This window comes from Luteimonas sp. TWI382 (genome assembly GCF_039674545.1).
Classification (GTDB): domain Bacteria; phylum Pseudomonadota; class Gammaproteobacteria; order Xanthomonadales; family Xanthomonadaceae; genus Luteimonas.
On record NZ_JBDJNS010000002.1, the window covers coordinates 256,397 to 278,847 of the forward strand.

A 22,451-nucleotide genomic window follows, 5' to 3' on the forward strand; every position below is an offset into this window, starting at 1 on the left:
CGGCCTACAGTTCGATCGTCGAGCCCGGGGGCGGTCCGGCCGGCGCCGCGGCATCGCCGCAGATGTCGCGCCACATGACGTACATCGCACCGAACATCACCACGTACAGCACCAGCAGCAGCGCCAGGTACATCGGCAGCACCAGGAAGGCGCCCAGCGCCGGATGCAGCAGCCCGGCGACGATCGTCACCAGCGACGCCACCACGCCGAACACCAGGATCAGCGCAAAACCGCCCGCCATCGCCAGCGCAGCGATCACCAACACCGGCAGTACGTTCTTGAGCGTGGCCAGCACGCCATCGCCGAACGCCGCGAACACGCTGCGCCCGCCCAGCGCGACCTGGCCCAGCCCGATCGCATAGACGGTCGCATAGAACATGCCAAACAGCAGGCCCAGCGCCATCAACGGACCGATCCCCGCCGGCGGCACCGGCAGCTCGGGCGGCGCGGACGGCGGGGTCTGGCTGGCGCCCATCTCCTGGGTGATCGTCATGATCTCCAGGTACCACTCCGGCACGCCGTCGCCGAACAGGCTGACCAGCGTGTAGAACGTGGCGATGTACAGCGCGCCCATCAACAGCCCGAACCCGACCAGACGCCCGGCACCGACCGAGAACACCGAGAACAGGTCGCCCGGTCGTGCCGGCCGGCCATGCTCGACCGCATCGATGACCCGCAACACGCCGCCGATCAGCAGCGGGTAGACCAGGATCGAGACCAGCGAGAGCGCGCCGATCAGCATCAGTTGCGACTGCGCATCGAGCCCGAATGCGAGCTGCAGCACCAACTGCAGCACGCTGGGCAGCAACGCCAGCAGCGACACGATGGCCACCGCGCCGTACACCGCCCGGGGATTGCCGCGGCCGACGTTGACCGCCTGCACCAGCCACTGCCAGCCGTGGCCCGCTCCCACGCTCCGAATCGTCATCCCGCTGCTTCCCGTTCCGCACGTGGCGTCGTGCCACGAGGCCGGCCATCGTACTGCAGTGCCGATGCACGCGGCGCGCAGGCCGCACGCCAAGCCGCCACTGTTACGTGGTCAGCGCCGCTCACCGACCGCTGGCCTCGGTGGCAGAGCGCAGACGGCCGCGAAGCGCCGCAGCACCGTGCGCGCATGCGGCGCGGCCCGTACCGCGGCCAGCATCGCCGCCGGATCGGCGGCCTCCTCGCGCAGCGGCTGCGCCCGGGCGCGGATGTAGCCGCGCATGTGCGTGGCGCTGAACTCGGGATGGAACTGCACGCCCCAGACCCGCTCGCCCCAGCGGAAGGCATGGTGCGGCTCGAGCGCCGAGCGGGCGAGCGGCACCGCACCTGCGGGCAGCGCCAGCGCGCTCTGCAGGTGCGTGACCTGCGCGGCGAACCGCGGCGGCAAGCCGCGGAACAGCGGATCGTCGCTGGCGGCGGCCAGCGTCTCGATCTCCACCGTGCCCATCTCGCGCCCGCCGGGATTGGCGCCGACCTCGCCGCCGAGCGCGTGGGCGATCAGCTGGTGGCCGTAGCAGATGCCCAGCAGCGGCATGCCCGCCTGCGCGGCATCGCGCAGCCAGACCGCACTGCGCTCGCTCCACTGGGCGCGGTCGGTGACCATCGCGCCCGAGCCGGTGACGATCGTCGCCCGCACCGCGTCGGCCGGCGGCAATGCCGCACCGCCTTCGACATCGACCACCGCGACCTGATCGCGCGCCAGCCCGGCCGCGACCCGGATCCAGTGCGCGAAGCCGCCATAGCGACGCATCGACGGGACCGGCCGTCCAGTTTGCAGGATCAGGATGGGGAGATCGGAAGCCATCGTGGTGTGAGCGCGTGGATGGAAGCGCAAGCGTAGCGACTCAACGCTGAAAAGCGCCCATCCCCGCCTCTTCCCGTCTTGAAACAGGAGAAGGCGCGGTGCGTCGCGAGCCGGCAGGACGCTGCGTCGAGATCTCACCCCCCCCCGCCCGCAAGGGAGGTCGGCGTGCGCAGCGCGCCGGGTGGGGCCGAGCCGGCGCGTCTACTCGCGTGGCGGCAGCACCGCCATCACTTCCTCGACCGTCGTCAGCCCCTGCGCGACCTTCTCCGCGCCGGCCATCCGCAAGGTGCGCAGGCCGGCGACGACTGCTGCGTGGGCAAAACCGGCCAGGGACATCTCCGGCTGGATCAATGCCCGCAGCGCCGGTGTCACCGGCATCAGTTCGTAAAGACCGACGCGGCCGAGGTAGCCGGTGTTGCGGCATTCCAGGCAGCCGACCGGACCACAGGCCTGCGCCGGCGGTGGCGGTCCGTCGGGGCCGACCAGCGCGCGCCAGCCGTCCGGGTCGACTGCGCGCGCGCTCCGGCAGTGCGGGCACAGCGTGCGCACCAGGCGCTGGGCGAGCACGCCATTGAGGGTGGACGCGATCAGGTAGTGCGGCAGCCCCAGATCGAGGAGCCGCGTGATCGCCGACGGCGCGTCATTGGTGTGCAGCGTCGAGAGCACCAGGTGGCCGGTCAGCGCGGCCTGCACCGCCATCTGCGCGGTGTCCAGATCGCGGATCTCGCCGATCATGATGATGTCCGGGTCCTGGCGCAGCAGCGTGCGCACGCCCTGGGCGAAGGTCAGGTCGATCGCGGCGTGCACCTGCATCTGGTTGAGCTCGACGGCGACCATTTCGATCGGGTCCTCGACCGTGCACACGTTGACGTCGGGCGTGGCCAACGCGCGCAGCGTCGAGTACAGCGTCGTGGTCTTGCCCGAGCCGGTCGGGCCTGTGACCAGCACGATGCCGTGCGGGCGCTGCACCAGCGCGTTCCAGGCCGTCGCCTCGCCATCGTCGAACCCCAACTGCGCGATCGTCTTGAAGGCGGTGTCGGGATCGAAGATGCGCATCACGCACTTCTCGCCGAATGCGGTGGGCATCGTCGACAGGCGCATCTCGACCTCGCGCCCGCCCGGCGAGCGGGTCTTGATGCGGCCGTCCTGCGGCCGCCGACGCTCGGCCAGGTCCATGCGCCCGAGCACCTTGATGCGGCTGACCGCAGCGGTCATCACCGGCGGCGGCATTTCGAACACCTTGTGCAGCACGCCGTCGATGCGGAAGCGCACGCGGCCGACGTCGCGGCGCGGCTCGAGGTGGATGTCCGAGGCGCGCTGCTCGTAGGCGTACTGCAGCAGCCAGTCGACGATGTGCACGATGTGCTGGTCGTCGGCGTTGACGTCGCCCGAGCGGCCGAGTTCGACCAACTGCTCGAACGACGGCGCGCTGCCGCCCCCGTCGCGCAGGTCGCGCGCGCCGCGCACCGAACGCGTGACCCCGAAGAACTCCATCGTGTAGCGATGCAGGTCGAGCGGATTGGCGACGACCAGGTCGATGTCCCGACGCAGCAGGCGCTGCAGATCGGGCAGCCAGTCGAGCGCCAGCGGTTCGCTGGTCGCGATGCGCGCGTGCTGGGGGGTGACCTCGACAGGCAGGATGCGATGCCGGCGGGCATAGGCGTGCGAAACCAGGTCGGTCACATCGGCCACGACGATCTTGGTCGGGTCGATGCGCAGATACGCGTGCCCGGTGCGCTGCGCCAGCCATTGGGTCAACGCTTCCAGACCCAACTCACGCCCGGGGCGCAACGCCGAAGGCAGCTTGAGATTGGCCAACAGCACCAGCGGATGCACCGCCTCCAGGCCGCGGGTCGCGCGCCCGCCCACACGCGCGCGCTCGGCGTCGGCCGGTGCCAGCAGGCCGTCGGCGACCAGCGCGGCGACGACCGGCTCGAACGTCAACCGCCCGGGCGGCAGCCGCGCGGCGGGCGCGCCGGCCTCATGGCCTGCGGACGACGGCGGCATCCGGGGGTCGTTCAAGCCTGTTCCTCCGTGGCCGCGGCCGCCTGGCGCGGCGGGCGGCATGGCGTGGACCGCTATACTAGCGCGCCGCCGCCACGCCCACTCCGATGACCGGACCGACGTTCCAGGAGCTGATCCTCACGCTCAACACCTATTGGGCCCGTCAGGGCTGCGTGCTGATCCAGCCGCTGGACCTGGAGGTCGGCGCGGGCACCTTCCATCCGGCCACGTTCCTGCAAGCGCTCGGCCCCGAGCCGTGGAACGCGGCGTACGTGCAGCCCTGCCGCCGCCCCACCGACGGCCGCTACGGCGACAATCCCAACCGCCTGCAGCGTTATTACCAGTACCAGGTCGCGCTCAAGCCCAATCCCGACAACATCGTCGAGCTGTACTTCGGCTCGCTGCGCGAGCTGGGCATCGACCCGCAGGTGCACGACCTGCGGCTGGTCGAAGACAACTGGGAATCGCCGACACTCGGCGCCTGGGGCCTGGGCTGGGAGGTCTGGCTCAACGGCATGGAGGTGACCCAGTTCACCTATTTCCAGCAGGCCGGCGGGCTGGAATGCCGTCCGGTGCTGGGCGAGATCACCTACGGGCTCGAACGCCTGTGCATGTATCTGCAGAACGTCGACAACGTGTTCGACATTGTCTGGACCCACGGCCCCGACGGCACGCCGGTGACCTACCGCGACGTCTACCACCAGAACGAGGTCGAGCAGAGCACCTACAACTTCGAGCACGCCGACGTCGCCGAGCTGTTCCATCGCTTCGACCATTGCGAGGCCGAGGCGCTCAAGCTCGTCGAGATCGGCCTGCCGCTGCCGGCCTACGAGCAGGTCTGCAAGGCCAGCCACAGTTTCAACCTGCTCGACGCGCGCCGTGCGATCAGTGTCACCGAACGCCAGCGTTACATCCTGCGCGTGCGCACGCTGGCCCAGGCGGTCGCCAAGGCCTATTACGCGCAGCGCGAGAAGCTCGGGTTCCCGCGGCTCAAGCGCGACGCCGCGGTCTGAGCCTGCCCCCGGGCCGCTGCGCGTCACGACGTTCCATGATCCGCCGTCCGGCGGTCGACACGGCCCTCCCCCGCACCGCGGGCACGGCGGGCGAAAAGAGAAAGGGTCCTTCCGCATGACCGACATCAAGCCCCTGCTGATCGAACTGGGCACCGAAGAACTGCCGGTCAAGGCGTTGCCCGGCCTGGCCCAGGCGTTCTTCGACGGTGTGATCGCGGCGCTGGACAAGCGCGGCATCAACGTGGTCCGCGGCGATGCCAAGCCGCTGTACACGCCGCGGCGCCTGGCGGTGCTGCTGCCCGGCGTCGCTGCCGAGCAGCCCGAACAGCGCGGCGAGGTGCTGGGGCCGTATCTCAATATCGCGCTCGATGCCGACGGCCAGCCGACCAAGGCGCTGCAGGGCTTCGCCGCGAAGGCCGGCGTCGCCTGGACCGCACTGGAGAAGACCACCGACGCCAAGGGCGAGCGCTTCGTGCATCGCACGGTGACCGCCGGCGCGACCACCGCCGCGCTGCTGCCCGAGGTACTGCGCGAGGCGATCGCCGCGATGCCGATCCCAAAGCCCATGCGCTGGGGCGCCCACGCCTACGCGTTCGCACGCCCGGTGCACTGGCTGGTGGCGCTGCACGGCGATACGGTCGTGGACGCCGAGCTGTTCGGCGCCCGCGCCGGCCGCGACAGCCGCGGCCACCGCTTCATGCACGATGCGCCGGTGGCCATCGCCGCCCCGGGCGACTACGTCGAGATGCTGCGTACAGCCTCGGTGCTGGTCGATCCCGATGCCCGGCGCCGGACGATCGCCGATGCGGTCGAGACCGCGGCGCATGCGGTCGGCGGCCACGCGCGCATCGAGGCCGACAATCTCGAGCAGGTGAACTGCCTGGTCGAATGGCCGAGCGCGGTGGCGTGTACGTTCGAGCCCGCGTTCCTTGCGGTGCCTCAGGAGGCGCTGATCGCGACGATGGAAGCGAACCAGAAGTTCTTCCCGGTCCTGCGCGACGGCCGGCTGACCGAGCATTTCATCGGCATCGCCAATATCGTCTCCAAGGACCCGCCCGAGGTCGCCAAGGGCTACGAGCGCGTGATCCGTCCGCGCTTCGCCGATGCCAAGTTCTTCTTCGACGAAGACCTCAAGCAGGGCCTGTCGGCGATGAACGAGGGCCTGCGGACGGTGACCTACCAGGCCAAGCTGGGCAGCATCGCCGACAAGGTGGCGCGGGTGGCGGCGCTGGCGCAGGCGATCGCGCCGCAGGTCGGCGTCGATGCCGACCTCGCGCAGCGCGCGGCGCTGCTGTCGAAGGCCGATCTGCAATCGCGGATGGTCGGCGAGTTTCCGGAGCTGCAGGGCATCGCCGGACGGGACTACGCCCGGCACGACCCGGCGCTGGCGGGCTTGTCCGACGACGACCGCAGTGCGCTGGCGAACGCGATCGACGAGGCCTGGCAGCCGCGCTTTGCCGGCGACGACATCGCGCTCTCGACGCTGGGCAAGGTGCTGGCGATCGCCGAGCGTCTGGACACACTGGCCGGCGGTTTTGCCGCCGGCCTCAAGCCGACCGGCAACAAGGACCCGTTCGCGCTGCGCCGCACCGCGCTGGGGCTGGCGCGCACGCTGATCGAAAGCGGCTTCGACCTCGACCTGCATCGACTGCTCGCCACGGCGGTCGAGCGCGTCGGCGCGTTGCCGACCGGCAAGGACGGCGCCACCGTGTCGGCCGATGCGGGTGAGCTGTACGACTTCGTGCTCGAGCGCCTGAAGGGCTACTACGCCGACCGCGGCGTGCCGGCCGCGCACCTCGCCGCGGTCGCCGCGCTGCGCCCGGCCTCGCTGTACGACCTCGACCGGCGCATCGATGCGATCGGCACCTTCGCGCAGTTGCCCGAAGCCGCCGCGCTGGCCGCGGCCGACAAGCGCATCCGCAACATCCTGCGCAAGGCCGATGACGCGACTCCCGGCGCCGTGGACGCCGCACTGCTGCGCGAGCCCGCCGAAGCGGCACTGGCCGAGGCCGTTGCGGCCGCGCACGGCGAGACCGGGCCGGCCCTGGCCCAGGGTGACTACGTCGCTGCGCTGACGCGGCTGGCACGGCTGCGTCCGCAGGTCGATGCGTTCTTCGACGCGGTGATGGTCAACGTCGACGACCCGGCGCTGCGCGGCAACCGCCTGGCCCTGCTGCAGGGGCTGGCCGACCGCCTGGGCAGCGTTGCGGCGATCGGGCACCTGTCGGCTTGAGTGGAGCCGCACGGGCGCGCGCGACGTTAATCGACTCTTGACGCGCACCGGGTATCCTCGCCCGATGCCTCGCTTTCCGTTGTGCCTCGCCGCCACCGTTCTCGTATTCTCGTCGGCTGCGGCGCAGGCCGCGCGTGTCGATCGTGTCGACATTTCCGGCCTCGACGAGGAGATGACCGAGAACGTGCGCGTCTCGCTGGCGCTGTACGACGCGATCGGCAAGGACGTGTCCGGGCGGCGCATGGCCTATCTGATCCGCGAGGCCGAATCGCAGACGCGCAAGGCGCTCGAGCCGTTCGGTTACTACTCGCCGACGATCGACGTGCAACGCGAACGCAAGGAGAACATCTTCGCGGTCCGCATCGTCGTCGACCCCGGCCAGCCGGTGCGCGTGCGCAATCGCGATATCGCGATCATCGGCCCCGGCGGTCAGGACCGCTACCTGGCGCGCGACGTCGCGAGCTTCGTGCCCGGCGAAGGCGGTGTGTTCAACCACGCCGACTACGACGGCAGCCGCAACCGGCTCAGCCGCCGCCTCAGCGAGCGCGGCTACTTCGACGCCGAATTCGCATCGCGCCGCGTCGAGATCACCCGCGCCGACCACGCCGCCGACATCGATCTGGTGTGGACCAGCGGCGAGCGCTACAACATGGGCCCGACGATCTTCAAGCAGTCGCCCGAACCCGTCGTCAACGACGAACTGCTCGAACGGCTGGTCTACTGGGACGAAGGCAGCTACTACCACCAGGGTCGTCTCGACCGCCTGCGCACATCGCTCTCGCGACTCGACTACTTCTCCACGATCGACATCGAGCCGAAGGTCGAGGATGCCAATGCCGAGCGCGAGGTGCCGATCGAGGTGTCGCTGACGCCGGCCAAGCGCAGCATCTACACCTCCGGCGTGAGCTACGGCACCGACAGCGGTGCGGGCATCCGGCTCGGCGTCGAGCGCCGCTACGTCAACATGCGCGGCCACAAGGCACTGGCGCAACTCGACTACGCGCAACGCCGCAAGACCCTGACGCTGCAGTACCGCATTCCCGCGTTCGCCTGGCTCGACGGCTGGTACACCGCCAGCCTGCAGGCTGCCGACGAGCAGACCGACTACATCGATTCGCGCCGCGTCGAACTGGTCGGCAGCCGCAGCGGCCAGTACAACGACCGCCTGAACCTGATCGCCTCGCTGCATCTGTTGCGCGAGCGCTGGGCCTACGCGCCCGAGGAAGACCCCGACACCCCGGTCGCCCCGGACGACGAGTTCGCAGGCGCGCTGTACCGCTACGCCACGTTCGCCTATCCCTCGCTGCGCGCCGAGTACATCGACGTCGACGACCGGCTGTTCCCGACTGCCGGCATCGGCGGCTCGGTGATGCTGCGCGGCGGCATCGAGGGCGCGGCCTCGGACGCGACGTTCACCCAGCTGCATGCGCGTGCGAGCTGGTTCCGCGGCATCGGCGAATCGAGCCGGCTGATCGTCCGCGGCGAGCTCGGCCACACCTTCACCAATGCGTTGGTTGCGATGCCGCCGAGCCTGCGCTTCTACGCCGGCGGCGACCGCAGCATCCGCGGCTACGATTGGCGCGAGGTCGGGCCGCGGATTCCCGCACGCGACGGCCGCAAGGCCTATGCGCTGGGCGCCAAGAACGTGGTGACGGCCAGCGTCGAGTTCGAGCGCTACTTCACCGAGACGATCGGCGCGGCGGTGTTCGTCGACAGCGGCGACGCGTTCGACGGCACCTCGCCGAACTGGCGCACCGGTGTGGGCATCGGCGCACGCTACAAATCGCCGGTCGGCCCGTTGAAGCTCGACCTCGGTCGCGGCCTCGACAATCCCGATTCGGCCTTCACCATCGGCCTGAGCATCGGCGCGGAGTTCTGAAATGGCTTTCCGGCGCGACCGCCTGCCCGACGACCTGACCCCCGAAGCGCGCGAGGCGCGCATCGCCGAACTGCGCCAGCGCCGACGCGCGCGCAGACGCAAGCTGGCGATCCGCAGCGCGATCGGCGTCGCCGTGCTGGCGGTGCTGGTCGTCGGCCTGGTGTGGTGGCTGTTGACCACGTTCGGCGGCCGCGACTTCCTGCTCAACCAGATCGCCGCTCGTCTGCCGGCCGGCACCGAGCTGACCTGGCGCGCGGCCGAGGGCCCCGCGTCGGGACCACTGACGATGTACGACGTGCGCTACGTGCAGCGCAGCTGTCCGGACGTCGAGGAAAAGCCGGTGCCCTACGGGCAGTGCGAGGAGCCGAGGGTGCTGACCTTCACCGCCGCACGCGTGACTATCGACCCGGCGCTGATGCCGCTGGTCGGCCGGCGCCTGCGCCTGGATGTGCTCGATGTCGACCAGGCGGTGCTGGAACTGCCGGCGCCGGTCGACACGCCGTTCGAGCTGCCGCGCTGGCCCGATTCGCTGCCGCGCATCGACCTGCCGCTGTCGCTGCAGGCCGACACGATCCGCGTCGACGGCTTCCGGGTCACGCGCATGGGCGAGCCGATGATCGATATCCGCACGCTGCGCGGCGGACTCGATGCGCAACAGGGTGAGCTGCGGCTGACCGGGATCGTCGTCGACAGCGACCGCGGCCGGTTCACCGCAGACGGGGTGTACTCACCGGACGACGACTACCGGATGGACCTGACCGCCAGCGCGCTGATGCCGGCACCGCCCGGACGCACGCGGCCGCGCATCGGCCTGGTCGCGCGCGGCGATCTGGCGCATCTGGACATCGCGGCGATCGGCCACGCGCCGGCGCCGCTGCGCGCGCTGATCACGCTGCGCGGTCGCGACGATCCGGGCTGGGCGCTGCGCGCCGACACCACGCGGCTCGATCCGTCGCTGCTGCTCGGCAATGGCGAGCCGGGCACGCCGCTGGCCTTCGACCTGCGCGCCGACGGCACCGGCGGTGCAGCCACGCTGCAAGGCAAGGTCACGATCGGCGAACCCGATGCCGCGCCGCTGGCGGTGGTGCTGCAGCCCTCCAAGCTCCGGCTCGAGGACCAGCGCCTGGACGTCGAACGGCTGGTGGTCGACGCCTTCGACGGGCGGGTGACGCTGCGCGGCCACGCCGATGTCGCCGAGCCCGGCGATGTGCGGTTCCGCTTCGCGGTCAACGCGCGCGGCCTGCAGTTCGGCGCCGACCCCGACAGCGCCGACCCTGCGCCGCCGATCCTCGCCGATGCCGATCTGGGCATCGCCGGCAGCACCGCGGCGTGGGCGGCGATCGGCAAGGCGGGGATCGAACGCGATGGCCTGCGCGCACGCGTCGATTTCGACGGCCGCGGCGACTCGGAGCGCATGCGCCTGCACACCGCGCACGTCGAGATGCCGACCGGCACGCTCGATGCGACCGGCGACGTGGCCTGGGCGCCGGCCTTGCAATGGGAGATCGCCGCGACCCTGGCCGGCTTCGATCCGGGCTATTTCGCCCGCGACTGGAAGGGCGCAGTCGACGGCCGCTTCGCCACGACCGGCAACACCCGCGACGACGGCGGCCTGGACGTGGCCGTCGAGGCCGACCAGCTCGGCGGCACGCTGCGCGGCCGGCGGCTGGACGGCCGTGCGACGTTCGCGATGCACGGGCCGGCCAGCGACGCGGGCGAGGCCGGACGCAGCGATTTCGAGGGCGAGGTCGCGCTGACGCTGGGTGGCAGCCGCGTGGACGCGCGCGCCAAGGTCGCCGACACCCTGGACATCGACGCCGAACTGGCGCCGTTGCAGTTAGCCGATTTCCTGCCCCAGGGCGGGGGCACGCTGCGCGGCACGCTGCGGGCCACCGGCGCACGCACCGCGCCCGACATCGCGGCCGACCTCACCGGCACTGCGCTGCGTTTCGGCGACTACGCCGCAGCCAGCGCACGGATCGACGGCCGCCTGCCGTGGCGCAGCGATGCCGGCACGCTGGAAGTCTCGGCCAGCGGCGTGCAGGCCGGTGTCGCCTTGGACGCGGTCCAGGTGTCGGCACGTGGCGCGATCACCGCGCTGCAATTGCAGGCCGACGCGCGCGGTGAGATCGGCACGCTGTCGCTGTCGGGCGAGGCGACCCAGCGCAGCGGCGGCTGGCAGGGCACGCTGGCCACGCTGCGCCTGGCGCCGACGACAGGCGCGAGCTGGGCGCTGCAGGCGCCCGCGCGGTTCGCCCAGGCCGGGACGCGCATCACGCTGTCGGAAAGTTGCTTTGCCTCCAGCGGCGGCGGCTCGCTGTGCGCCAGTGCGGACTGGCCGCGCCAGGGCGTCAGCGTACGCGGCGACCGCCTGCCACTGGCGCTCGCGACGCCCTATCTGCCCGAGCAGGACGGCGGGCAGGCGTTCGTACTGCGCGGCGAGATCGCGCTCGAAGGTCGCGCACGCCCAGTCGGCAACGGCTTTGCCGGCAGCGCCAGCGTGCGTTCGGCCAGCGGCGGCGTGCGCACGTCCGAGCGCGCACGCAACGACGTCATCACCTACGACGATCTCGCGCTCGATGCCGAGTTCGACGCCAACCGGCTCAGCGCGCGCCTGACGACAACGCTCAACGAGGTCGGCCGCATCCAGGCGCAGGTCACCAACGGCTGGGATGCGTATTCGCCGCTGTCCGGTTCGCTGGTCGCCCATATCGAGGACCTGACGTTCGTCGAGCTGTTCTCGCCCGACATCGTCGAGCCCAAAGGCCGCCTGACCGCCGACATCCAGCTGGGCGGCACCCGCGCGCAGCCGACGATCGGCGGGCAGGCACGGCTGAGCGATTTCACAACCGAGATTCCCTCGCTGGCGATCGCGCTCGAAGACGGCAACGTCGGGCTCGACGCGCTGCCCGACGGCACCGCCCGCATCAGTGGCAACGTGCGTTCGGGCAAGGGCACGCTCGACATCGACGGCCGGCTGGACTGGCGCGGCGAGGCGACGCCGCTGGAGCTCAACCTGCGCGGCACCGACGTGCTCGCGGCCGACACGAGCGACATGCACATCATCGCCTCGCCCGACATCACCGTGCGCTATGCGGCGCAGCAACCGCTCAATGTCACCGGCAAGGTGTTCGTCGATGTCGCGCTGCTCGATCTCGAGCGCCTGAGCGAGGGCGTGTCGGCCTCGCCCGACGTGGTCGTGCTCGATCCCATCGATCCCGACGACAGCGGGACCGCCTCGTCGCTGGCACTCGACCTGACGGTGGGCGTGGGCGAGAACGTCGGCCTGCGCGGCTTCGGATTCGATGGCCGCATGCGCGGCGAACTGCGCGTGCGCGCGGTGCCGGGGCGCGAGATGACCGGCAACGGTCGCCTGTCGGTCGACGGCCGCTACAAGGCCTACGGCCAGGAACTGAAGGTGACCCGCGGCAATCTGGTCTTCAACAACAGCCCGGTGGCCGACCCGGTGCTCGATGTGCGCGCCGAACGCCGCATCGACGCCGAGGACATCACCGCCGGCATCGACGTCAGCGGCCGGGCCTCCTCGCCCCAGGTCAATGTCTGGACCGACCCGTCCAGCGACGATTCCCAGGCACTGTCCTACCTGGTGCTGGGCCGCTCGGCCTCCAGCCTGACCAGCGCCGAGGGCCAGCAACTCGATGCCGCCGCCGCTGCGCTCAATGCCGGCGGCGACCTGATCGCAGGCCAGCTCGGCAGCAAGATCGGGCTCGACAGTGCCGGCATCAGCCAGTCGCGTGCGCTCGGCGGCAGCGTGCTGGGCGTGGGCAAGCAGCTCTCGCCGCGGCTGTATGTCGGCTTCGGCGTGTCGCTGCTGGGCACAGGTCAAGTGCTGACGCTCAAGTACCTGCTCAGCCGCGGCTTCGATGTCGAGATCGAGTCGAGCACGCTGGAGAACCGCGGCTCGGTGAACTGGCGGCACGAGCGGTAAGCGCGGCGGAGGCTCTCTCTCCGGCACGTCGATCTCGATCCTTGCGACGCGGGGATGCAAGATGGATCGAAGCCGGAAATCCGGCAGTGGGAGCAGGACATGACGCGTTCGCGGCGTTTCTACGCGCATTCCACAGAGTCTGTCGATCGCTCTGATTGGCAGGCTCTGGATGCGCACTTGGAGGCGGTCGGCGCACGTGCGGGCGAGTACGCCGCCGCATTCAACGCCCGGCCATTGGCTCGCGCCGCCGGTCAGTTGCACGATCTGGGTAAGTACACCAATGCGTTCCAGGCTCGTCTGAGTGGCGATCCGGCGCGCGTCGACCATGCCACTTGGGGCGCACGCATCGCTCGACAACGCTACGGCAACCTGGGCTCGCTGATGGCCTACGGCATCGCCGGGCATCATGCCGGACTCGCGAATGGTCGACCGGGGCAGGAGGATCAGTCGCGCACTTCGCTGCATGAGCGGCTTTCCGATGCGTACTCATTGCCACCGCTGCTGCCAGACTGGGATCAGGAGGTCCAACTGCCGGCCACCTTGCCGCTTCCCGATGGATTCGTCCCGCACCCCGATCCGAAGCGCCGGATTTTCCAATTGTCCCTGCTCGCCAGGATGCTCTTCTCGTGCCTGGTCGATGCAGACTTCGTCGATACGGACGATTTCTACCGCCGCATCAAGGCCCGTCCCTTGCGCGAGGCCGAGACCGGCCACAAGCCGTCGCTGCACCAACTGCGGGAACGCCTGGATGCCCACCTCGCCAAGTTTCCGACAGAAGGCGGTATCAATCCGATACGCGCCCGCATTCTGCACGACGTCCGCACCAAGGCCGGGCTCGATCCAGGCCAGTTCTCGCTGACCGTCCCCACCGGCGGCGGCAAGACGCTGGCCTCGCTGGCGTTCGCGCTGGACCACGCCATCGCCCACGGGCTGCGCCGGGTGATCTACGTGATCCCGTTCACCAGCATCATCGAGCAGACTGCGCGGGTGTTTCGTCATGCGCTCGGCGAGCTCGGCGACGACGACGTCGTGCTGGAGCATCACGGCGCGTTCTTCGACGACCCGGGCAAGGCACCGCAGTCGATCGCCAAGCGTCGCCTTGCGATGGAAAACTGGGACGCCCCGATCGTCGTCACCACTGCCGTGCAGTTCTTCGAGAGCCTGTTCGCCGATCGCCCTGCGCGCTGCCGCAAGCTGCACAACATCGCGGGCAGCGTAGTGATCCTAGACGAAGCCCAGACCCTGCCGCTGGAATCATTGCGCCCGTGCGTGGCGCTGCTGGACGAACTGGCGCGCAACTACCGGGTCAGCCCAGTGCTGTGCACCGCCACCCAGCCTGCATTGACGCGGTCCCACGGCTTCAAGGACGGGCTGGAGGCCGTACGTGAACTCGCGCCCGACCCGCCCGCACTGTACGAACGCCTGCGTCGAGTGCGCGTGCGCCACGCCGGCGTTCTGGACGATGACGCCCTCGCCGATCATCTGCATCGACGAGAACAGGTGCTGTGCATCGTGAACAACCGCCGCCACGCGCGGCATCTGTTCGAAGCCATTGGTGAGCATCCCGGGGCGCGTCATCTGACCACGCTGATGCACGCCCGGCACCGCAGTGCCGTGCTCGCCGACGTGCGCAGCCTGCTGTCGGACGGGCAACCATGCCGGCTGGTCTCGACCAGCCTGATCGAGGCGGGCGTCGATGTCTCCTTCCCGACCGTCCTTCGCGCCGAAGCCGGCCTGGACGCGATCGCGCAGGCTGCGGGCCGCTGTAACCGCAACAAGGAATGGGACATCGACGCCAGCGAGGTCCTGGTGTTCGATCCAAGCAACCCGGACTGGGCGCCGCCAAAGGAACTCAAGCTGTTCGCGGAGGTCTTCCGCAGCGTCGAGCGTGCCCATCGCAACGATCTGCTGGCGATAGACGCGGTCACCGCCTACTTCCGTGAACTGTACTGGCGGCTGGGCGACGGCCGACTCGACCGGGAGGACCTGCTGGCGCTGCTCCGCGACTGCACCATCGACAGCCTGCCCATGGAGACCCTCGCACGCAGGTTCAAGGTGATCCGCACCACGATGCGTCCGGTCATCGTGCCTTACATCGCCGGCCAGCATGACGAGGCACCCGATGTAGCCGAGACATTGCGCCAGTTGGAACATGCCGGAGATGTCGGCGTTACCGGAATCGCCCGCAAGCTCCAGTCTTGGCTGGTGCAGGTGCCTGAGCAGGCGTACCAGGCGCTGTGGGCGTCCCACGCCATCGCGGCGGTGGCCCCCGACCGGTATGGCGATCAGTTCGTGCGCTTGGTCAATCCTCGGCTGTACGACGCGCGATTCGGTCTGCACTGGGAGCAACCGCAATTCCTTGATGCACTTGGACTCGTCATCTGACTGCTGCCCCGCATTCATCAATAAGTGCAACTATTGCACTATTATCATATGCCTGTTCTCGTCCGCCTCCAGCGCTGCACCATCACGATGTACGCAGCAGATCACGCGCCACCACATTTCCACGTACGCACGCACGATGGACGCGAGGCGCTTGTCGAGATCCGCACGCTGCGGGTTTTGTCGGGTGCGATCCGGCGTAAAGAACTCGCCGACGCCCTGGCCTGGGCCCAGACCCGTACGAACGCCCTCATCGCCAAGTGGCAAGAGCTCAATCCATGAATCAGTCGCAGTTTTTCATCACGCGCTTGGACGTCACCGGCCCCTCCCGCCTTGCGCTTGCCTTCGCCGACGGGCAGCGCTTCGATGTGGAACTGGGCGACGTCATTGCCCGCCACCCTGCGCTCGCGCCCGTGGCCGATCCCGCCGTCTTTGCCCAGGCCGCCCTCGACGAGTGGCAGCGCGGCATCGTGTTCGCGGGCGACGAAGACCTCGGCTTGGCCAGCGACAACCTGCGCGCACTGGCCATCGAGCAGGCTGGTGGCTTCTCTCACCAGCAACTGCTGGCCTGGATGTCGCATCACGGCCTGACCCTGGAGGCCGCCGCACACGCATTGGATATCAGTCGCCGGATGCTGGCCTATTACCGCAGCGGCGCCAAACCGATCCCGCGGACGGTCGGATTGGCCATGCTGGGCTGGGAAACCATGCGCGCCAACGACATGCGCCACGCCTTCGATTATGGTCAAGCCGCGTGAGTCTCAACTTGCGAGATCGGCATTCGTAGTATCGAAAGCGGCGCCGAGCCGCGACAGGGGAAACAGGGATGAGTTACGGGGTGAAGCTCCACGTCTGGGGTGAGCGGGCGTTGTTCACGCGCCCGGAAATGAAAGTCGAGCGGGTGTCTTACGACGTCATCACGCCATCGGCAGCGCGCGGCATCCTCGAGGCGATCCACTGGAAGCCGGCGATCCGCTGGGTGGTGGATAGCATCCAGGTCCTCAAGCCGATCCGTTTCGAGTCGATCCGGCGGAACGAGGTCGGGAGCAAGCTTTCGGCAGCCAGCGTCGGCAAGGCCATGAAAGCGGGCCGTACCGACGGGCTGGTCCACTACGTCGAAGAAGATCGACAGCAACGCGCGGCCACAGTACTGCGTGATGTGCACTACGTCATTGCCGCGCACTTCGAATTGACGGACAAGGCTGGACCTGACGACAACGTCGGCAAGCATCTGGACATCTTCAACAGGCGCGCGCGGCGGGGGCAATGTTTCCAGGCGCCATGCCTGGGGACGCGCGAATTTTCCGCCCACTTCGCGCTGGTCGAGGGGGATTACCTGCTGCCCCCACTCGATCCATCAATACTTGGCGAACGCGACCTGGGCTGGATGCTGCACGACATCGACTTCGCCGACGGCATGACCCCCCGATTCTTCCGCGCGCGCATGATCGACGGCCGCGTCGAGGTGCCGCAGCCAGGCGATGGGGAAGTGCACGCATGATCCTGTCCGCCCTCGCCGACTATTACCAGCGCCTCCTGGAGGACCCGGACTCCGGCATCGCAACGCCCGGCTACAGCCAGGAGAAGATCGGCTACACGATCGTCCTGGCGACCGACGGCAGTGTCGTGGACGTACACGACGAACACGACAACGGCGGCGCGAGACGTGTTTCCAGGCCCTTGGATGTGCCCCAGCCGCAGAAGCGCACGGTGGCGGTGAAGTCAAACTTCCTGTGGGACAAGACCAGCTACGCGCTCGGCGTCAGCGCGACCAGCAGGCGCAGCGCGGAGGAACACGAGGCCTTCAAGGCCCTGCACCGCCAGACACTGGGCGATAGCGACGATCCTGCCCTATGCGCGCTGCTGATGTTCCTCGACCGATGGACACCGGCGCAGTTCGCAGACGATCCACATTTCGCACGCCACGGCGAGGCAATGCTGGATACGAATATCGTCTTCCGTTTCGACGGCGAACAGCGCTACTTGCATCAGCGCAGCGCCGCACGCGCTGCCTGTGAGCGATTGCAAAGCCAAGCTGGCGGCGGTACGCGCGGCATGTGTCTGGTCACTGGCGAGCACGCAGCGCTGGCGCGTCTGCATCCGGCCATCAAGGGCGTGAGTGGCGCGCAAAGTTCCGGCGCGTCCATCGTTTCTTTCAATCTGGACGCCTTCACTTCGTACAGAAAGATCCAGGGCGAGAACGCCCCTGTATCCGAACAGGCAGCCTTTGCCTATACCACCGCACTCAATCATCTGTTGCGCCGTGGCTCGCGCCACCGCAAGCAGATCGGTGACACCACCGTCGTGTTCTGGGCACGGGCCGAGAGCCACGCACAGAGCGCCCGCGCCGAAGACCTCTTGGCTGCTTTCCTCGGCACCGATGACGCAGGTGCCGACGAACTCCAGGAGGGTCAGGCCAATCAAAGGCTGCAGGCCATCTTGGAACAGATTCGACAAGCGCGGCCGCTGCGTGAACTCGGCATTGACCTCGACGACGCCACCCGCGTCTTCGTGCTCGGCCTTGCACCGAACGCCTCACGCCTGTCGATCCGATTCTGGGAAACCGAGTCGCTCGCGAATTTCGTCGAGCGCCTGGCCGATCACCACGACGATCTCGCGCTGCAGCCGCGCGCCTGGAATCGTCCACCGACACCACAGTATCTCGCCCTCCAGACCGCACCGATCCACGGCGACAAGGGACGGCCCAAAACCGATGACATCCCGCCGTTGCTGGCGGGGGAATTGACCCGCGCCATCTTCACCGGCGCGCGCTATCCACGCAGCGTGCTCGGCACGGTTGTCATGCGATTCCGCGCGGACGGACAGATCACGCCGCTGCGCGTTGCATTGTGCAAGGCCGTCCTGGCGCGCGACGCGCGGCTGGGCGCACAACAAGGATCGTCAACCGACAAGGGGGCACCACCCGTGAGTCTCGAACCCGGCAACACCGACCCCGGCTATCTGCTTGGGCGACTGTTCTCCACGTTGGAGAACGTACAGCGCGCCGCGCTCGGCGGCCAGCTCAACGCCACCATTCGCGACCGCTACTACGGCGCGGCCTCGGCCACGCCCGCCAGCGTGTTCCCTATGCTGCTGCGCAACGCCCAGAATCATCTCGGCAAGCTGCGCAGGGAGAAGGCCGGACTGGCCGTGAACTTAGAAAAGGAGATCGGTCAGATCGTCGACCTGCTCGGCACCCGCTTCCCTCGCAGCCTGCTGATCGAGGCGCAGGGCCGCTTTGCCATCGGCTACTACCACCAGACCCAGGCACGATTCGCCCGCAACGAAGGCCAGGACGCCACCAAGATTGAATCCGAAGGAGAAACCGCATGAGCGCGATTGCCCACCGCTACGAGTTCGTCTACCTGTTCGACGTGACCAACGGCAACCCCAATGGGGATCCCGACGCTGGCAACCTGCCACGCCTGGACCCGGAAACCAATCGCGGCCTGGTCACCGATGTGGCGCTCAAGCGCAAGATCCGCAACTACGTCTCGCTGGAGAAGGAAGGCGAGCCCGGCCATGCGATCTACATGCAAGAAAAATCGGTCCTTAACAACCAGCACAAGCAGGCTTACGAGGCACTCGGCATCCAGCATGAGGCCAAGAAGCTGCCCAAGGACGAAGCAAAGGCGCGCGAACTGACCGCATGGATGTGCGCCAACTTCTTCGACGTACGGACCTTTGGCGCGGTGATGACCACAGAGGTCAACAGCGGCCAGGTTCGCGGGCCCGTTCAGATCGCCTTCGCCAGTTCGATCGACCCTGTACTGCCACTGGAAGTCTCGATCACCCGCGTGGCTGTGACGAATGAGCGGGACCTCGAGAAGGAACGCACGATGGGCCGCAAACACATTCTGCCTTATGGGCTGTACCGCGTGCACGGCTTCGTCTCCGCCAAGCTGGCCGAGCGTACCGGCTTTTCTGCCGACGACCTGGAGCTGCTCTGGCGCGCGCTGACCAACCTGTTCGAACATGACCGCTCTGCCGCGCGCGGAGAAATGGCCGCACGCAAGCTGCTCGTGTTCAAGCACGAACATCCAATGGGTAACGCGCCTGCGCACATCCTGTTCGACAAGGTGAAGGTGACGCGCGTGGATGGCGTGTCCGATACGCCGGCGCGCGCGTTCTCCGACTACCGCGTCGAGATCGATCGAGAATTGCCCACAGGCGTGACGCTCGACGAGCGGTTCTGATGTTCGACCGAGGTCTGACTTCATGGACGACTACGACCTGATCCCGCTCTCGGCTCTCCAGCACTATCTGTACTGCCCGCGCCAATGTGCGCTGATCCACCTGGAACAGCAGTGGGCCGAGAGCCGGCACACCGCCGAAGGCCGACTGCTGCACCAGCGCGCCGACGCTCCGCAGGCCGAACGTCGGCGGGGCGTCCGGACTGTCACTGCGATGCCGTTACTGGCGCTGGAGCTAGGCCTGACCGGGAAGGCCGACGTGGTCGAGTTCCACCGGGCAAACGGTACTGAACGTCCGTTCCCTGTGGAGTACAAGCGTGGGCGCCCCAAGTCGCATCGTGCTGACGAGGTCCAGTTGTGCGCACAGGCGCTGTGCCTGGAAGCAATGCTCGGCACACCAGTGGGATCCGGCGCCTTGTTCTATGGACAGACCCGCCGGCGCAAGGATGTGATGTTCGACGAGCAATTGCGCGACCTCACCCGACACACTATCGCCGCCACGCGGGAGATGTTCGCCGCCGGCCAGACGCCGCACGCCCGTTACGAACCCCGCCGCTGCGACCTCTGCTCGCTGATCGACCTGTGCCAGCCGCGCCTGCTCGGCCGACGCAATGTCGAAGCCTGGCTGCAGCGGCAACTACAACCCGACCAGGACGACTGAACCGTGCGACGCCAGCTCAACACCCTGTACGTGAGCACTGATGGCGCCTGGCTGCGCAAGGACGGCGCCAATATCGTCATGGAAGTCGAGCGCCAGGAACGCGTCCGCTTACCCGTGCACATGCTGGAGAGCCTGGTCTGCATCGGTCGTGTCGCCGTATCACCCCAGCTTCTGGGCTACTGTTCCGAGCAGGGCATCAGCATCTGTTATCTCACCCCGCAAGGTCGCTTTCTTGCCCGCGTCGAAGGCCCCGTCTCCGGCAACGTCCTGCTGCGCCGCACGCAGTATCGCGACAGCGACGATCCGGCACGCTGCGCCAACATTGTCCGCAACCTGCTGGCGGGAAAGATCCACAACCAGCGTGCCGTCTTGGCACGCGGCTGGCGCGACCACGGCCAAGGGCTTTCGGACAGCATCGCCTTTCAGCATGCGCTCAAGCGGCTCAAACGCATTCCCCAACGTGTGCTGCTCGAGCGCGACGTTGATGTGCTGCGTGGCCTGGAGGGTGAAGCAGCACAAGCCTACTTCGGTGTATTCGATCAGTTGATCCGCATCGAATCGCCGCTGCTGCGCTTCGGCGGCCGCAACCGCCGGCCGCCTCGAGATGCATTCAATGCGCTGCTGTCCTTCTTGTACACCTTGCTCACACACGACTGCCGCTCCGCGTTGGAGACCGTCGGGCTGGACCCCGCCGTCGGCTTCCTGCATCGGGATCGGCCAGGTCGCCCAAGCCTCGCACTGGATCTGGCCGAAGAATTCCGCCCGCTGCTGGGCGAGCGCCTGGCCCTGTCGATGATCAACCGCCGCCAGCTCAACGAGCGTGACTTTGTCGTATTCGACAACGGAGCGGTACAGCTCAAGGACGATGCCCGAAAAACAGTGCTCGTGGCCTACCAGGAACGCAAGCGCGAACAACTGCAGCACCTCTATCTCGGGGAAAAGGTGGACATCGGTCTGCTGCCTTATCTTCAATCGCAACTGCTGGCCCGTCACCTCCGCGGCGACCTCGATGGCTACCCGCCTTTCCTGTGGAAGTGACCCGGAGATCCCAAGATGATGGTCCTCGTCAGCTACGATGTCAGCACAAGCTCGCCTGGTGGCGAGAAGCGCCTTCGCCGGGTGGCCAAGGCTTGCCGCGACTTGGGACAGCGCGTCCAGTACTCGGTATTCGAGATCGAGGTCGAACCGAGCCAATGGGTCCAGTTGCGTCAACGCTTGTGCGACCTCATCGATCCTGCGCTCGATAGCCTTCGCTTCTATCAGTTGGGCGCTAAATGGGAAGGCCGTGTCGAGCATGTCGGCGCCAAGCCTGCGCTCGACCTCAAGGGACCGCTGGTGTTCTGACGCGAACCCCAAGCGACCGACTAAGCCCCGGCCGGTTCGCGCCGCTCCAACCCATTGATTTTTCGGAAATCCAATCTCCGAACGCAATCTGGTCTCACATAGCCCTTGCCAGATCGTCATGGTTCGCGGAATCCCCATGTTTGGCCCAATTGCGACCAACACTTACGCTTGGGGCGGTCGCGCCCTCACGGGCGCGTGGATTGCAACGCGATGCTGCGCGCGAATTCCTCTTCGCTCGCGTCGTCGCGCCCTCACGGGCGCGTGGATTGCAACTCAACAGTAATCGCCAGGGCCTGCTGCCCACCAGGTCGCGCCCTCACGGGCGCGTGGATTGCAACTTCATGGTCGGCAAGCCGCCAGGCGATGGCGGGACGGTCGCGCCCTCACGGGCGCGTGGATTGCAACGCGATGCTGCGCGCGAATTCCTCTTCGCTCGCGTCGGTCGCGCCCTCACGGGCGCGTGGATTGCAACTTGCACGACCCGACCGGTAACACGCGCTGGTGGACGTCGCGCCCTCACGGGCGCGTGGATTGCAACGCGTGCTATAGGTTTGCGGCATCGCCATACTTCCGGTCGCGCCCTCACGGGCGCGTGGATTGCAACGTTTCGGAAGCAATGTTCGCGGATGACGACAGCGCGTCGCGCCCTCACGGGCGCGTGGATTGCAACTGTGCCGAGCGCGGGATCGACCTTGGCAACGCAATCGTCGCGCCCTCCCGGGCGCGTGGATTGCAACGTCACGCAACACCACGGCGTGGTGAAGACGAAAAAAGTCGCGCCCTCACGGGCGCGTGGATTGCAACGCGCGTTCGGTTGACGACGCACGCGACATCATCGGTCGCGCCCTCACGGGCGCGTGGATTGCAACATGACATCCTGCTGCATGCCTTCGGAGTGCATAAGTCGCGCCCTCACGGGCGCGTGGATTGCAACTTCATGCTCGGCAGGCCGCCAGGCGATGGCGGGAGTCGCGCCCTCACGGGCGCGTGGATTGCAACAAACG

At 68.0% G+C, this 22,451-nt stretch carries 16 protein-coding genes and 1 CRISPR repeat array; of the genes, 13 read left to right on the top strand and 3 right to left on the bottom strand.

Annotated elements, in window-relative coordinates:
* Positions 1-4: 4 nt before the first annotated feature.
* From ABE505_RS02620 to ABE505_RS02630, 3 genes are all read right to left on the bottom strand, one after another.
* Positions 5-928, bottom strand: coding sequence for a hypothetical protein (locus tag ABE505_RS02620; protein ID WP_346446091.1), 924 nt, complete (start codon positions 926-928; stop codon positions 5-7).
* Positions 929-1,039: 111 nt separating this feature from the next.
* The gene (locus tag ABE505_RS02625; RefSeq protein ID WP_346441861.1) at positions 1,040-1,789 is read right to left on the bottom strand and encodes a glutamine amidotransferase; all 750 of its coding nucleotides are present in this window, start codon (positions 1,787-1,789) and stop codon (positions 1,040-1,042) included.
* A 201-nt stretch (positions 1,790-1,990) separates the two neighbouring features.
* Positions 1,991-3,796: a GspE/PulE family protein gene (locus ABE505_RS02630; protein ID WP_346441884.1), complete on the bottom strand. Its 1,806-nt coding sequence runs from the start codon at positions 3,794-3,796 to the stop codon at positions 1,991-1,993.
* Positions 3,797-3,900: 104 nt separating this feature from the next.
* Between ABE505_RS02630 and glyQ the strand changes: the two genes are divergently transcribed.
* From glyQ to cas2, 13 genes are all read left to right on the top strand, one after another.
* Complete coding sequence (gene glyQ / locus ABE505_RS02635) at positions 3,901-4,806, top strand: glycine--tRNA ligase subunit alpha (RefSeq protein ID WP_346441862.1); 906 nt, start codon at positions 3,901-3,903, stop codon at positions 4,804-4,806.
* 115 nt (positions 4,807-4,921) lie between these two features.
* A complete protein-coding gene (gene glyS / locus ABE505_RS02640; RefSeq protein WP_346441863.1) occupies positions 4,922-7,039 on the top strand; it encodes a glycine--tRNA ligase subunit beta in 2,118 nt (705 codons plus the stop codon).
* Positions 7,040-7,103: 64 nt separating this feature from the next.
* On the top strand, positions 7,104-8,918 hold the full coding sequence (locus ABE505_RS02645) for an autotransporter assembly complex family protein (protein WP_346441864.1): 1,815 nt from the start codon (positions 7,104-7,106) through the stop codon (positions 8,916-8,918).
* A 1-nt stretch (position 8,919) separates the two neighbouring features.
* Positions 8,920-12,867 carry a translocation/assembly module TamB domain-containing protein gene (locus ABE505_RS02650; RefSeq protein ID WP_346441865.1) on the top strand — a complete coding sequence of 1,316 codons (3,948 nt, stop codon included), beginning with the start codon at positions 8,920-8,922 and terminating at the stop codon, positions 12,865-12,867.
* Between the two features lie 99 nt (positions 12,868-12,966).
* Entirely contained in the window at positions 12,967-15,252 is a 2,286-nt protein-coding gene (locus tag ABE505_RS02655; RefSeq protein WP_346441885.1) for a CRISPR-associated endonuclease Cas3'', read from the top strand.
* 48 nt (positions 15,253-15,300) lie between these two features.
* A complete protein-coding gene (locus tag ABE505_RS02660; protein ID WP_346441866.1) occupies positions 15,301-15,531 on the top strand; it encodes a DUF4160 domain-containing protein in 231 nt (76 codons plus the stop codon).
* On the top strand, positions 15,528-16,007 hold the full coding sequence (locus ABE505_RS02665) for a hypothetical protein (protein WP_346441867.1): 480 nt from the start codon (positions 15,528-15,530) through the stop codon (positions 16,005-16,007). Before ABE505_RS02660 ends, ABE505_RS02665 begins: the two co-directional genes overlap by 4 nt.
* Before the next feature lie 68 nt (positions 16,008-16,075).
* The gene (gene cas5c, locus ABE505_RS02670; RefSeq protein WP_346441868.1) at positions 16,076-16,750 is read left to right on the top strand and encodes a type I-C CRISPR-associated protein Cas5c; all 675 of its coding nucleotides are present in this window, start codon (positions 16,076-16,078) and stop codon (positions 16,748-16,750) included.
* Positions 16,747-18,582: a type I-C CRISPR-associated protein Cas8c/Csd1 gene (gene cas8c, locus ABE505_RS02675; RefSeq protein WP_346441869.1), complete on the top strand. Its 1,836-nt coding sequence runs from the start codon at positions 16,747-16,749 to the stop codon at positions 18,580-18,582. The genes cas5c and cas8c overlap by 4 nt, the downstream gene beginning before the upstream one ends.
* Positions 18,579-19,445, top strand: coding sequence for a type I-C CRISPR-associated protein Cas7/Csd2 (gene cas7c / locus ABE505_RS02680; RefSeq protein ID WP_346441870.1), 867 nt, complete (start codon positions 18,579-18,581; stop codon positions 19,443-19,445). The genes cas8c and cas7c overlap by 4 nt, the downstream gene beginning before the upstream one ends.
* Before the next feature lie 22 nt (positions 19,446-19,467).
* Positions 19,468-20,103: a CRISPR-associated protein Cas4 gene (gene cas4 / locus ABE505_RS02685; protein ID WP_346441871.1), complete on the top strand. Its 636-nt coding sequence runs from the start codon at positions 19,468-19,470 to the stop codon at positions 20,101-20,103.
* Positions 20,104-20,106: 3 nt separating this feature from the next.
* Positions 20,107-21,141 carry a type I-C CRISPR-associated endonuclease Cas1c gene (gene cas1c / locus ABE505_RS02690; protein ID WP_346441872.1) on the top strand — a complete coding sequence of 345 codons (1,035 nt, stop codon included), beginning with the start codon at positions 20,107-20,109 and terminating at the stop codon, positions 21,139-21,141.
* Between the two features lie 15 nt (positions 21,142-21,156).
* Complete coding sequence (cas2, locus tag ABE505_RS02695; RefSeq protein WP_346441873.1) at positions 21,157-21,447, top strand: CRISPR-associated endonuclease Cas2; 291 nt, start codon at positions 21,157-21,159, stop codon at positions 21,445-21,447.
* A gap of 176 nt (positions 21,448-21,623) precedes the next feature.
* Positions 21,624-22,446: a CRISPR direct-repeat array (repeat unit 31 nt; unit sequence GTCGCGCCCTCACGGGCGCGTGGATTGCAAC).
* The last annotated feature ends 5 nt before the right edge of the window (positions 22,447-22,451 follow it).

Coding starts and splice junctions, on each gene's coding strand:
- glyQ (WP_346441862.1), top strand. CDS start 3,901: ATGACCGGACCGACGTTCCAGGAGCTGATCCTCACGCTCAACACCTAT.
- cas2 (WP_346441873.1), top strand. CDS start 21,157: ATGATGGTCCTCGTCAGCTACGATGTCAGCACAAGCTCGCCTGGTGGC.
- ABE505_RS02660 (WP_346441866.1), top strand. CDS start 15,301: ATGCCTGTTCTCGTCCGCCTCCAGCGCTGCACCATCACGATGTACGCA.
- glyS (WP_346441863.1), top strand. CDS start 4,922: ATGACCGACATCAAGCCCCTGCTGATCGAACTGGGCACCGAAGAACTG.
- cas8c (WP_346441869.1), top strand. CDS start 16,747: ATGATCCTGTCCGCCCTCGCCGACTATTACCAGCGCCTCCTGGAGGAC.
- ABE505_RS02645 (WP_346441864.1), top strand. CDS start 7,104: ATGCCTCGCTTTCCGTTGTGCCTCGCCGCCACCGTTCTCGTATTCTCG.
- cas5c (WP_346441868.1), top strand. CDS start 16,076: ATGAGTTACGGGGTGAAGCTCCACGTCTGGGGTGAGCGGGCGTTGTTC.
- ABE505_RS02650 (WP_346441865.1), top strand. CDS start 8,920: ATGGCTTTCCGGCGCGACCGCCTGCCCGACGACCTGACCCCCGAAGCG.
- ABE505_RS02665 (WP_346441867.1), top strand. CDS start 15,528: ATGAATCAGTCGCAGTTTTTCATCACGCGCTTGGACGTCACCGGCCCC.
- cas7c (WP_346441870.1), top strand. CDS start 18,579: ATGAGCGCGATTGCCCACCGCTACGAGTTCGTCTACCTGTTCGACGTG.
- ABE505_RS02620 (WP_346446091.1), bottom strand. CDS start 928: ATGACGATTCGGAGCGTGGGAGCGGGCCACGGCTGGCAGTGGCTGGTG.
- cas4 (WP_346441871.1), top strand. CDS start 19,468: ATGGACGACTACGACCTGATCCCGCTCTCGGCTCTCCAGCACTATCTG.
- ABE505_RS02630 (WP_346441884.1), bottom strand. CDS start 3,796: ATGCCGCCGTCGTCCGCAGGCCATGAGGCCGGCGCGCCCGCCGCGCGG.
- ABE505_RS02625 (WP_346441861.1), bottom strand. CDS start 1,789: ATGGCTTCCGATCTCCCCATCCTGATCCTGCAAACTGGACGGCCGGTC.
- ABE505_RS02655 (WP_346441885.1), top strand. CDS start 12,967: ATGACGCGTTCGCGGCGTTTCTACGCGCATTCCACAGAGTCTGTCGAT.